10 protein-coding genes are annotated in these 12,037 nt (G+C 54.2%); 4 read left to right on the plus strand and 6 right to left on the minus strand.

The annotated features are described in order from the left end of the window. Positions 1-19: 19 nt before the first annotated feature. The 6 genes from HV127_RS01070 to syd form a co-directional block, all read right to left on the minus strand. Positions 20-1,360: an enolase C-terminal domain-like protein gene (locus tag HV127_RS01070; protein WP_182234566.1), complete on the minus strand. Its 1,341-nt coding sequence runs from the start codon at positions 1,358-1,360 to the stop codon at positions 20-22. After that, positions 1,357-2,715 (minus strand): galactarate/glucarate/glycerate transporter GudP, encoded by a 1,359-nt coding sequence (gene gudP, locus HV127_RS01075; RefSeq protein ID WP_182234568.1) that lies wholly within the window; start codon positions 2,713-2,715, stop codon positions 1,357-1,359. The genes HV127_RS01070 and gudP overlap by 4 nt, the downstream gene beginning before the upstream one ends. Before the next feature lie 632 nt (positions 2,716-3,347). After that, entirely contained in the window at positions 3,348-3,791 is a 444-nt protein-coding gene (locus HV127_RS01080) for a flavodoxin (RefSeq protein WP_181485085.1), read from the minus strand. A gap of 2 nt (positions 3,792-3,793) precedes the next feature. Beyond that, positions 3,794-4,588, minus strand: coding sequence for a tRNA pseudouridine(65) synthase TruC (gene truC, locus HV127_RS01085; RefSeq protein ID WP_182234570.1), 795 nt, complete (start codon positions 4,586-4,588; stop codon positions 3,794-3,796). Continuing rightward, positions 4,588-4,917, minus strand: coding sequence for a YqcC family protein (locus HV127_RS01090; RefSeq protein WP_182234572.1), 330 nt, complete (start codon positions 4,915-4,917; stop codon positions 4,588-4,590). Before HV127_RS01090 ends, truC begins: the two co-directional genes overlap by 1 nt. 632 nt (positions 4,918-5,549) lie before the next feature. Beyond that, positions 5,550-6,095: a SecY-interacting protein gene (syd, locus tag HV127_RS01095; RefSeq protein WP_182234574.1), complete on the minus strand. Its 546-nt coding sequence runs from the start codon at positions 6,093-6,095 to the stop codon at positions 5,550-5,552. Positions 6,096-6,164: 69 nt separating this feature from the next. On the opposite strand from syd, the gene queF reads away from it, so the two are divergent. The 4 genes from queF (at position 6,165) to HV127_RS01115 (ending at position 11,974) form a co-directional block, all read left to right on the plus strand. Beyond that, complete coding sequence (gene queF / locus HV127_RS01100; RefSeq protein ID WP_182234576.1) at positions 6,165-7,010, plus strand: NADPH-dependent 7-cyano-7-deazaguanine reductase QueF; 846 nt, start codon at positions 6,165-6,167, stop codon at positions 7,008-7,010. Positions 7,011-7,121: 111 nt separating this feature from the next. Beyond that, the gene (ppnN, locus tag HV127_RS01105) at positions 7,122-8,489 is read left to right on the plus strand and encodes a nucleotide 5'-monophosphate nucleosidase PpnN (protein ID WP_110275885.1); all 1,368 of its coding nucleotides are present in this window, start codon (positions 7,122-7,124) and stop codon (positions 8,487-8,489) included. A 779-nt stretch (positions 8,490-9,268) separates the two neighbouring features. Continuing rightward, positions 9,269-10,558 carry an HAAAP family serine/threonine permease gene (locus HV127_RS01110; protein WP_182234578.1) on the plus strand — a complete coding sequence of 430 codons (1,290 nt, stop codon included), beginning with the start codon at positions 9,269-9,271 and terminating at the stop codon, positions 10,556-10,558. A 48-nt stretch (positions 10,559-10,606) separates the two neighbouring features. Then, positions 10,607-11,974, plus strand: coding sequence for an L-serine ammonia-lyase (locus HV127_RS01115; RefSeq protein ID WP_182234580.1), 1,368 nt, complete (start codon positions 10,607-10,609; stop codon positions 11,972-11,974). The last annotated feature ends 63 nt before the right edge of the window (positions 11,975-12,037 follow it).

Here is a 12,037-nt window from a genome sequence, read left to right on the forward strand (position 1 = left end):
TTCAATCCTTATTGCGTAATCAGTGACGGCCGAAAACAGGGCGTTTACGGTCAAAAGTCCATCCAGGGATCAGATACTGCATCGGGCCCGCGTCATTACGCGCGCCGCCGGGCAGTCTCTTGTAGGCTTCATGAGCCTTGTTAATCTGATCCCAGTCCAGCTCCACGCCCAGTCCAGGCGCATCCGGAACAGCAATTTTCCCGTTCTTAATCTCCAGCGGATTTTTGGTCAGGCGGCAATCGCCCTCCTGCCAGATCCAGTGGGTATCGATAGCCGTAGGCTTACCGGGCGCTGCTGCACCAACATGGGTAAACATCGCCAGCGAAATATCAAAGTGGTTGTTCGAGTGGCAGCCCCAGGTCAGGCCCCAGTCATCGCACAACTGCGCCACGCGCACTGCGCCGGAAAGCGTCCAGAAGTGCGGATCGGCCAGCGGAATATCCACCGAGTTAAGCATCACCGCATGACCCATTTCGCGCCAGTTTGTGGCAATCATGTTGGTCGCCACGGGCAAACCGGTCGCACGGCGGAACTCCGCCATCACTTCGCGACCAGAGAAACCTTGTTCGGCACCGCAAGGATCTTCGGCGTAGGTCAGCACATCGTTTAGCCCTTTACACAGTGCGATAGCTTCATCCAGCAGCCAGGCTCCGTTGGGGTCAACCGTAATACGCGCGTCCGGGAAGCGTTTTTTCAGCGCACGGGCGGTTTCAATTTCCTGCTCGCCAGGCAGCACGCCGCCCTTGAGTTTGAAGTCTTTAAAGCCATAGCGATCCTGCGAGGCTTCCGCCAGACGCACTACCGCCTCGCTGTTCATCGCTTGCTGATGGCGCAGGTGATACCAGTCATGATTGCCCGGCGTCGTCTCCAGATAAGGCAAATCAGTCTTCGTGCGATCGCCTACGTAGAATAGATAGCCCAGCACGGTGACCGCATCGCGCTGCTTGCCCGGCCCTAGCAGTTCGCAAACTGGCACGTTGAGCGCTTTGCCCAGCAGGTCGAGCAGCGCCGCTTCCAAAGCGGCTACCGCGTTCACCCGCAGTTCAAAGGTCCAGGCGCCTTTGCCAAAAGTATCAAAGTCGGCGGCCTGATTACCTTTATGCACCTGCTGTACCACCTTATTCAGGCGGGCGACTTCCTGGCCTAATACCATCGGGATAGCATCGACTAGCGTCTGATAAATCACTTCACCGCCCGGCGCTTCACCGACGCCGGTATTCCCGGCATTATCGGTAAGTACCACGATATTGCGGGTAAAGTACGCGTTATGCGCGCCGCCGATGTTGAGCAACATGCTGTCATACCCGGCCACCGGGATAACCTTCATGTCGGTGATAACGGGGCTCGATTGTGTTGTCATGATGATTGTCCTGCGACAGGTTTCAGTTCGATACGCTTAATATCGCCCACCAGCACCAGATAGCTCAGCACCGCAATCAGCGCATGGACACCGACGTAGATCAGCGCGCCGTTGAACGAACCGGTGGTGCCAACGATGTAGCCGATGGCAATCGGCGTGACGATACCGGAAATGTTACCGAACATATTGAACAGACCGCCGCTGAGGCCGCTGATCTCTTTCGGCGCGGTATCCGCCATGACTGCCCAGCCCAGCGCACCAATGCCTTTACCAAAGAAGGCCAGTGCCATAAAACCGATGATCATCCACTCCACGTTGACGTAGTTACAGAACACCATCACCATCGACAACAGCATCCCCATGACGATTGGCGTTTTACGCGCAATATTCAGCGAGCCGGTACGACGCATGAGCCAGTCGGAAATAATTCCGCCAAGCACGCCGCCGACGAAGCCGCAGATAGCCGGCACCGAAGCGACAAAACCCGCTTTCAAAATCGACATCCCGCGCGCCTGCACCAGGTAGACCGGGAACCAGGTGATAAAGAAGTAGGTCAGAGCGTTAATACAGTACTGGCCGATATACACGCCAATCATCATGCGTGAACCCAGCAGTTGTTTGATTTGTCCCCACTTCACGCTAAACGGTACTTTGGCTTTGGCTACGGCCTGATCCATGTTGATCAGCGCGCCGCCTGCGGCGATGTAATCCAGCTCTTTTTGGTTTACGCCTGGATGCTGGTTCGGTTCATGAATCACCTTCAGCCAGACAAAGCTGATAATGATCCCGAGGCCACCCATAAAGAAGAACACGTGCGACCAGCCCACTTCGTGAGTCAGCCAACCCATGATTGGCGCAAAGATAACGGTGGCAAAGTACTGAGCAGAGTTAAAAATCGATACCGCCGTGCCCCTCTCCTGTGCCGGGAACCACGCCGCGACTATGCGACTGTTGCCGGGGAAGGAAGGTGCTTCAGCTAAACCGACAAGGAATCGCAACGTAAACAGCGCGATGATAATGCCGAAGCCGCTAAAGATATCGACGAAGCCTTGCAGCAGGGTAAACATGGACCAAATAAAGATGGACCAGAAGTAGACGCGTTTTGAACCAAAGCGGTCGAGCAACCAGCCGCCGGGGATCTGGCCGATAACATAAGCCCATGAGAACGCAGAGAAAACGTACCCCATACCGACAGCATCAAGGCCAATATCTTTGGCCATCTCCGAACCGGCAATAGATAAGGTGGCGCGGTCACCGTAGTTGAAGGATGTGACGATAAACAGCATCACCACTATCCAGTAGCGAGCATTGGTGCGCTTTTCAGCGCCGCTCGCCGCCTGACTTAATGAACTCATTGTTGCACTCCTGAATCATAGCGTTAGCTACGTTCATTCTGAACAGCACAACCTGTAGGGTACTCAGAATGACGTGTTAGTGTTTTTTCATAATTGTCGTTATATCTGGCACTGCATTTGTAACTGGCAGGAAAAGTATAAAAAGAGGGGGGTGACGGGCTCACCGTGCAAATACACAGCTTTCATTGCAGTAGTAAATCTGATTTGTGGCTTATGCCTAACGGGATGGGGGATAGTTCACGGAAATGAAAAGCAAAGCCTGTTCTGAAGGGGAAATAGCGGCACAAAAGACAGGAGTGTGAATCAACTCTCTTGACCCCGTGAAATAGCCCGGTAAAGACCCTGATGTGGTAGAGGTTTTAAGGCAAATGCCCGAAGCCGGGACGGCAGAGAATTGTTACGATCTTTTTGGCCGTTAATCCGGCCACTGGCACTGAAAATAAGTAAAAAGGGACGCCCTCTGCGTAGGGAGAGGGCGAAACTTTTCGAGCCTACCCCATCAGGAGTTATTGGCGCAGACAGTTTGAACGCGGACAGCGCGGAAGAACCGGAGCGTACACGTAGTACGTGAGGATTCTGAGCACTGCCCAGGTTCAAAATGGCAAGTAAAATAGCCCTGATGGGATAGGATCTTAATCCAGCAGCGTCGCCCACTGCTCTACCCAAGGGTTAGAGACGCTTTCGGGCTCAGGATCTTCACTGGCGTCAATCATTAGCATCTCGCCAATTCGCTTACCGCCCTGCTCCTGTAATAACGCATCAAACTTCATACCGCCGCCGCAAAAGTTGGCGTAGGTGCTATCGCCCAACGCAATAATTCCATAGCGCAAATGCGGCTGATACATGTCTTTGATGCCTTCGTACAATTGCACAATATTATCCGGTAAATCACCCTGCCCAGTGGTCGATGTCACAACCAGCGCGTATTTCCCGGTATATGATTCCCAGTCTTTGACCTCTGGATCTTCAAACACTTTTGCTTGATGCCCCAGTCCGCTCAGAATGGCCTGCGCCTCTTCAGCGACCAGGAGCGAATTTCCATACATCGTGCCGACAAAAATTCCGACTTCCGCCATGATTATCTCCCTGGATTATCCTCAACACTCTCATCCTGACCGCTGTCGTCGGCAAACTCAACCCTTTCATTTAGCGGGAGAAGGCCGCGCCAGCCAAACTGCGACAGCGCGCGCATCCAGACGTCGTCCAGACCAGCGCGAATCACCAGCGGCTCGCCGGTAAAGGGATGCGTTAACGATAGCTGGCTGGCGTGCAGCATTAGCCGCTCGCAGCCAAAATGCTCCGCCGCGCTGCGATTTTGCCGCAGATCGCCATGTTTACTATCGCCAATAATCGGATGGCGAAGATGGGAGAGGTGGCGGCGTAACTGGTGTTTACGCCCGGTTTTCGGTTCAAGCTCCACCAGACTATAGCGAGTCGTGGGATAGCGCCCGGTTGCCACCGGCATTTCTACCGTCGCCAGGCCACGATAATGCGTCACCGCTGGCTGCGGGTCTTTATTTTCGCGGGCGAATTTGTCGGCAATTTTATCCAGTTCCTCAACCAGCGGGTAATCAAGCACCGCTTCTTCACTCAGCCAGCCGCGAACTATCGCATGATAGCGTTTCTGCATTTGATGCTGCTCGAACTGCTGCGACAACAATCTTCCCGCTTCGCTCGATAGCCCCATCAGCAGCACGCCGGAGGTGGGTCGGTCGAGGCGGTGTGCGGTAAACACGTGCTGGCCTATCTGATCGCGCACGGTTTGCATCACCACCACTTTTTCATCGCGATCCAGCCAGCTACGATGCACCAGCCAGCCTGAAGGTTTGTTCACGGCCACCAACCACTGGTCCTGATATACAATCTCCAGCATCAGACCTCACCGCCCGCAAACAGCGTATCCAGCAGGACCAGTTCCGCCAGTACCTGCTCACGTACCGGATGGGCATTATCCAGAGCCATCTCATAATAGGGGGCGACGGCGAAATTCTGCGGTAGCGGCATCTCGCTTTCCAGAAGCTGATGCATACGCGGGATTAATACCCACTGCAACCACTCCAGCGGTTCCATGGTGTCAAGGCAGAACGGTTGATCGCTGGCGAACGCACGGCTCTCTGGCGCATTTTCCTGCCAGTGTTCCGTTTCGCGCAGCAGCGCTTCAATGGCGAGCAGGCGCTCACGCACGCGATGGTGAAGAGTCATGGGGAACCTCAGTGAGTTGTAAACCGGCGCAGAATAGCAAATTCAGAAGAGAAATAAAAAAAGGGAGCACTGTATAAACAGTGCTCCCGGTTCGTTTTGCAGCAGTCCAGCTACATTGGTGCTCCCTGCTCATCCTTGAAAACTTTTCCTGAGGTCTCCTGACCATGTTCATCCGTAAACTGTTGCATCCTGCTTTCACACCACCCCGATGTGAAATAACTCATCCGTAAGTCTATCCTGATCTTCCTGATCCACCGAACATCCCGACCGGCTCTCGTTCTCCCTCCTGGAGGTGTCCCTTTACGCTATCCTGCGTTATCCTGTGCTTCATCCTGAAGCCTGTCCTTGCTACGCCATCCCGGCGGGTCCTGTAGAAGTGTCATCATCCTGATGTTCACTTCATCTCTCGACTCCCTGTCGATGTGTATAGAATCCCTGATTCCGCCTCGTCTTACAACCCTTCTTGAGACAATATCTTAAGATTTATCGCTATTAGCAAGAATCGAAAAATATATAATCACTTGAATAATATTGATTTTATAAAAACAAGGGTAGTAACGGATCGGCTTAAATGATGACGATCTCTTACAGGTCTTGTAAGAGATCTCTCACAAAGTTTTGGGTAGTTTGGATTACAGACCAGGCTTAAGGGAACTAAGGAAACTCGCAAGCGAGGGAGAAAGGGTGGTCCGTTTACGGGTTCCGAGCGTTTCTTTGATCACTTCACCGCTCATATTACAAACCGAAATCACATCCAGTTCGCTGTCCAGCGTGGCGATAAACAATGTGGGCGACAGCTTCAAACGCTTTTGCACCAGCAGATGACCAATTAAATTCTCCTGCACCCGCTGGAAGTCATCCGGGCTCCAGGTTTGCAGCAGCGTCATGGCCTCATCGGCAAAGCGCGCCGTCATATCACCCGCAAACTGAGTGGTATAATAAGCATGAAGCGGCTGTTGTACCACAATATCCAGCGCCCGTTCAACTGCGCTAATGTTGGGCTCTAAAGAAAACGGCTGCGGCTGCCAGAAAACGCCATCATCATCCGTCGCGCTAATGCACGGCGACGGGATGCCGTAAAGATCCTCGCTACGCGGCAGGCTGGAGTATTGCTGCTGCCACGCATCGCAATAACGTTGAGTAAATGCTTGCAGCGCTTCTGCGGTTTGATGGTCCACCGGTTTCTCTCTTCACGTTAGACAGGATACACTTGGCATATAGTGTAACCGCTTTAACTATGGTGAAACATGTCTTCTTACGATAATCATCAGGCGCTGGCTGGCCTGACGCTCGGTAAATCAACTGATTACCGCGATACCTACGACGCCAGCCTGCTTCAGGGCGTCCCGCGCAGCCTGAATCGCGATCCGCTGGATCTGCACGCCGATAACCTGCCGTTTCACGGTGCCGATATCTGGACGCTGTATGAACTCTCCTGGCTGAACGCCAAAGGTCTGCCGCAGGTTGCCGTGGGCCACGTTGAGCTGAACGACACCACCGTGAATCTGGTGGAATCAAAGAGTTTTAAGCTTTATCTCAACAGCTTTAACCAGACCCGCTTCGCCGACTGGCAGGAAGTACAGGCGACGCTGGCGCGCGATCTTAGCGCCTGCGCACAGGGCGAAGTGAAGGTGTCACTGTATCGCCTCGAGGAACTCGAAGGCCAGCCGGTGGCGCATCTGCACGGCACCTGCATCGACAGTCAGGATATTGAAATCGACAACTACCAGTTTAACGCCGACTATCTACAGGGCGCGGCTTCCGGCAAAGTGGTCGAAGAGACGCTGGTTAGCCATCTGCTGAAGTCCAACTGCCTGATTACTCACCAGCCGGATTGGGGTTCGGTGCAGATTCAGTATCGCGGGGCGAAAATCGATCGCGAAAAGCTGCTGCGCTACCTGGTGTCATTCCGCCACCACAACGAGTTCCACGAGCAGTGCGTTGAGCGCATCTTCAACGATATTCAGCGTTTCTGCCAACCGGAATCCCTTTCCGTTTATGCTCGCTACACGCGACGTGGTGGTCTGGATATCAATCCGTGGCGCAGCAATAGCGAATTTGTCCCGGCCATCGCTCGCCTCGCCCGTCAATAGTAAACATTTTCACAATTTGCGTGCGTTAACGCGCGCGCAAGGTTGTGAAAACGCCGTCAGCAGGGCTATTGTAATCACAGGAAGACGATAATCGTCCTGTAAGGAGTTCACTTGATTACACATGTTAGCCCGCTTGGTTCAATGGATATGCTGTCGCAGCTGGAAGTGGATATGCTTAAACGCACCGCCAGCAGTGACCTGTATCAACTCTTTCGCAACTGCTCGCTTGCTGTGCTCAACTCGGGGAGCCTGACCGATAACAGCAAAGAGCTCCTGTCTCGTTTTGAAAACTTCGATATTAACGTGCTGCGTCGCGAACGCGGCGTGAAGCTGGAACTGATCAACCCGCCGGAAGACGCTTTCGTTGACGGACGTATTATTCGTTCCCTGCAGGCCAACCTGTTTGCCGTACTGCGCGATATCCTGTTCGTCTACGGCCAAATCCACAACACCGTGCGCTTCCCAAATCTTGATCTGGAAAGCTCGGTGCATATCACCAACCTGGTCTTTTCTATTCTGCGTAACGCCCGTGCCCTGCACGTCGGCGAAGCGCCAAATATGATTGTCTGCTGGGGCGGCCACTCGATTAACGAAAATGAGTATCTGTACGCCCGCCGCGTCGGCACACAACTGGGTCTGCGCGAGCTGAACATCTGCACCGGCTGCGGGCCGGGCGCGATGGAAGCGCCAATGAAAGGCGCCGCCGTCGGCCACGCGCAGCAACGTTACAGAGACAGCCGCTTTATCGGCATGACCGAGCCGTCTATTATCGCCGCCGAGCCGCCGAACCCGCTGGTGAACGAATTAATCATCATGCCGGATATCGAAAAACGCCTTGAAGCGTTCGTGCGTATCGCCCACGGCATCATCATCTTCCCGGGCGGCGTGGGGACGGCGGAAGAGCTGCTCTATCTGCTCGGCATTTTGATGCATCCGTCGAACAAGTCGCAGGTGCTGCCGTTAATCCTTACCGGACCAAAAGAGAGCGCCGATTATTTCCGCGTGCTGGATGAGTTTATCGTGCATACGCTGGGCGAATCCGCGCGCCGTCACTATCGCATTATCATTGACGACGCCGCAGAAGTGGCGCGGCAGATGAAAAAAGCGATGCCAATGGTGAAAGAGAATCGCCGCGAAACCGGTGATGCCTATAGCTTCAACTGGTCTATCCGCATCGCCCCGGATCTGCAAATGCCGTTCGAACCGACGCATGAGAATATGGCCAATCTCAAGCTCTACCCGGATCAACCGGTGGAAGTACTGGCCGCCGATCTCCGTCGTGCCTTCTCCGGTATCGTCGCCGGTAACGTAAAAGAAGTGGGCATTCAGGCTATCGAGAAGTTCGGTCCGTATAAAATTCATGGCGATCAGGCGATGATGCGCCGCATGGATGACCTGCTGCAGGGCTTTGTTGCTCAGCATCGTATGAAACTGCCTGGCGGTACCGCCTACATCCCCTGCTACGAAATCTGCTCCTGAGTTCTTTTATCCCGGACAGCGGCTAACGCATTGTCCGGGCTACCTTCCAGTAGATGTCTGTAAACCTGTAGCCTGGCTAAGCGCAGCACGAGCCGGGAAGAAGCCGCGGTGATGTCTCAGGTCCGGCACATTTCCCGGAGGCGATGCTGCGCATCTGTCCGGGCTACCGGACGGCAGTCGGTGATGCACCTGTAGCCCGGGTAGGCGCATCGCGCCGCCCCCGGGAGCAGAGCGCAGAGGGGCTGAGTTTCCCGAAGGTATCCGGGCTACCCTTCCTCACAAACCGGTAAAGCCTCACTCTGCACAAAAGCCCTGTTCTCTCGTCCATTAATCAGTCCGCATGCTTTCCAATAAATTCTATTTCTTTATGAATCTTTTAAAACATTTTTGCATAGCCAATCGTTTGCGTTTCCAAAAAAAGCAATAAATATCACTATAAAAAATACTTTTTAACGCAAAAACGTCGAGAACATCGTGTTTCCACAGTAAAAACCTCGTTATTACGCAAGCCTACTATTATCTCATATGCTGAAAATGATAGCCTCCGCGCCACAAATAACTAGCTGACAACCACAAACAGGCTGTTGAACTAAAAATACGCACATTAAAAGTGGATTATTGCATTTGGGATCGCGATCACTGATGAATTCACCATATAAATGTATCTTCCCGCACCAATTGTTACGGAGAAAATGCCTAAAAAACCGTAAACAAACGAATTTCATATTATTCAGTCGTTTTTCTTCATTAGATTTTGTTGCTTCCTCCAGGAGATACAGATGGAAACCACTCAAACCAGCACCATCGTTTCGGATGCTACCCGTAGCGGTTGGCGTAAAACGGACACCATGTGGATGCTGGGCCTGTACGGCACGGCTATCGGCGCGGGCGTACTTTTCCTGCCGATCAACGCGGGCGTAGGCGGTTTGATCCCGCTGATCATTATGGCGATTCTGGCCTTTCCGATGACCTTCTTCGCCCACCGCGGTATGACTCGTTTTGTGCTGTCCGGTAAAAATCCGGGTGAAGACATCACCGAAGTGGTCGAAGAGCACTTCGGCGTCGGCGCAGGCAAGCTGATTACCCTGCTCTACTTCTTCGCTATCTACCCGATTCTGCTGGTGTACAGCGTGGCGATCACCAATACCGTCGAGAGCTTTATGTTGCACCAACTGCACATGACGCCGCCGCCGCGCGCCATTCTTTCCCTGATTCTGATTGTCGGCATGATGACCATTGTGCGCTTCGGCGAACATATGATCGTCAAAGCGATGAGCGTGCTGGTGTTCCCGTTCGTTGTGGCGCTGATGATTCTGGCTCTGTACCTGATCCCTCAGTGGAACGGCTCTGCGCTGGAAACCTTGTCCTTGAGTAGTGCAGCCTCTACCGGCAACGGCCTGTGGATGACTCTGTGGCTGGCGATTCCGGTGATGGTGTTCTCCTTTAACCACTCGCCGATCATCTCCTCCTTCGCCGTGGCAAAACGCGAAGAGTACGGCCAGGACGCAGAGAAAAAATGTTCAAGCATTCTGGCGCGCGCGCACATCATGATGGTGCTGACCGTGATGTTCTTCGTCTTCAGCTGCGTACTGAGCCTCTCTCCGGCAGACCTGGCGGCAGCGAAAGATCAGAACATCTCCATCCTCTCTTACCTGGCAAACCACTTTAACGCGCCGGTTATCGCCTGGATGGCCCCGATCATTGCGATGATTGCTATCACCAAATCCTTCCTCGGCCACTATCTGGGCGCTCGTGAAGGCTTTAACGGCATGGTGATTAAATCCCTGCGCGGTAAAGGAAAATCCATCGAAATCACCAAACTGAACAAGATCACTGCTCTGTTCATGCTGGTCACCACCTGGATTGTGGCGACCCTGAACCCGAGCATCCTCGGGATGATCGAAACCCTTGGCGGCCCGATTATTGCGATGATTCTGTTCCTGATGCCGATGTACGCCATCCAGAAAGTCCCGGCAATGCGCAAATACAGCGGCCACATCAGCAACGTCTTCGTGGTGCTGATGGGCCTGATTGCTATCTCCGCGATTTTCTACTCCCTGTTTAGCTAATATCCCCTCGCGCCGCCTAACGGCGGCGCAGACAGCACTGGATGCATCATGATCAGCGTATTCGATATTTTTAAAATCGGCATTGGCCCTTCCAGCTCCCACACCGTTGGACCGATGAAAGCGGGCAAACAATTCACGGACGATCTTATTGAGCACGGGCTGCTTCCCGAGGTAACCAAAGTCATCGTCGACGTCTACGGCTCCCTTTCCCTGACCGGTAAAGGCCACCACACCGACATCGCGATTATTATGGGCCTGGCGGGCAACCTGCCGGATACCGTCGACATCGACGCTATCCCTGGCTTTATCCAGGACGTCAACACCCATGGCCGTCTGATGCTGGCAAACGGCCAGCAGGAAGTCGCGTTTCCGGTCGATCAATGCATGAATTTCCATGCCGACAACCTGTCGCTGCATGAGAACGGCATGCGGATTACCGCCCTGGGCGGCGACCAGGTTCTCTACAGCCAGACCTACTACTCTATCGGCGGCGGCTTTATCGTCGACGAAGACCATTTCGGCCTGACCAACGACGCGTCGGTCGCCGTCCCTTATCCCTACAAAAACGCCGCCGATTTACAGCGCCATTGCCAGGAAAGCGGGCTGTCGCTTTCTGGACTGATGATGCAAAACGAGCTGGCGCTGCACAGTAAAGAAGAGCTGGAACAGCACTTCACTGCGGTCTGGGAAGTGATGAGCGGCGGGATTGAACGCGGAATCACCACCGAAGGCGTCCTGCCGGGCAAGCTGCGCGTACCGCGTCGTGCCGCCGCGCTGCGCCGGATGCTGGTAAGTCAGGACAACACCAATAGCGACCCAATGGCGGTGGTGGACTGGATCAACATGTTCGCCCTGGCGGTCAACGAAGAGAACGCCGCCGGTGGCCGCGTGGTGACCGCGCCGACCAACGGTGCCTGCGGCATCGTGCCTGCGGTGCTGGCCTACTACGACAAGTTTATCCGCAAAGTGAACGCCAACTCGCTGGCGCGCTATCTGCTGGTTACCAGCGCCATTGGCTCACTGTATAAAATGAACGCGTCGATCTCCGGCGCTGAAGTAGGCTGCCAGGGTGAAGTCGGCGTGGCCTGCTCAATGGCAGCGGCCGGTCTGACCGAACTGCTGGGCGGCAGCCCCGGTCAGGTGTGCATCGCCGCAGAAATCGGCATGGAACACAACCTCGGCCTGACCTGCGACCCGGTTGCCGGGCAGGTGCAGGTACCGTGCATCGAGCGTAACGCTATCGCTGCGGTTAAAGCCGTCAACGCCGCACGTATGGCCCTGCGCCGCACCAGCGAGCCGCGCGTGTGCCTCGATAAAGTCATCGAAACCATGTACGAAACCGGCAAAGATATGAATGCCAAATACCGCGAAACCTCTCGCGGCGGCCTGGCGATGAAGATTGTCGCCTGCGATTAACGCTCACGCCCGGTATGCTGCAGCATATCGGGCCCCTCTCCTTCAATTACGTTATATAAATGA

This window comes from Klebsiella sp. RHBSTW-00215 (assembly GCF_014103785.1).
Taxonomy (GTDB): Bacteria; Pseudomonadota; Gammaproteobacteria; order Enterobacterales; family Enterobacteriaceae; genus Klebsiella.

Bases quoted from the DNA above. Each gene is read 5' to 3' on its own strand.
- HV127_RS01070 (WP_182234566.1), bottom strand. From the start codon at position 1,360: ATGACAACACAATCGAGCCCCGTTATCACCGACATGAAGGTTATCCCG.
- gudP (WP_182234568.1), bottom strand. From the start codon at position 2,715: ATGAGTTCATTAAGTCAGGCGGCGAGCGGCGCTGAAAAGCGCACCAAT.
- HV127_RS01080 (WP_181485085.1), bottom strand. From the start codon at position 3,791: ATGGCGGAAGTCGGAATTTTTGTCGGCACGATGTATGGAAATTCGCTC.
- truC (WP_182234570.1), bottom strand. From the start codon at position 4,588: ATGCTGGAGATTGTATATCAGGACCAGTGGTTGGTGGCCGTGAACAAA.
- HV127_RS01090 (WP_182234572.1), bottom strand. From the start codon at position 4,917: ATGACTCTTCACCATCGCGTGCGTGAGCGCCTGCTCGCCATTGAAGCG.
- queF (WP_182234576.1), top strand. From the start codon at position 6,165: ATGTCTTCTTACGATAATCATCAGGCGCTGGCTGGCCTGACGCTCGGT.
- HV127_RS01110 (WP_182234578.1), top strand. From the start codon at position 9,269: ATGGAAACCACTCAAACCAGCACCATCGTTTCGGATGCTACCCGTAGC.
- HV127_RS01115 (WP_182234580.1), top strand. From the start codon at position 10,607: ATGATCAGCGTATTCGATATTTTTAAAATCGGCATTGGCCCTTCCAGC.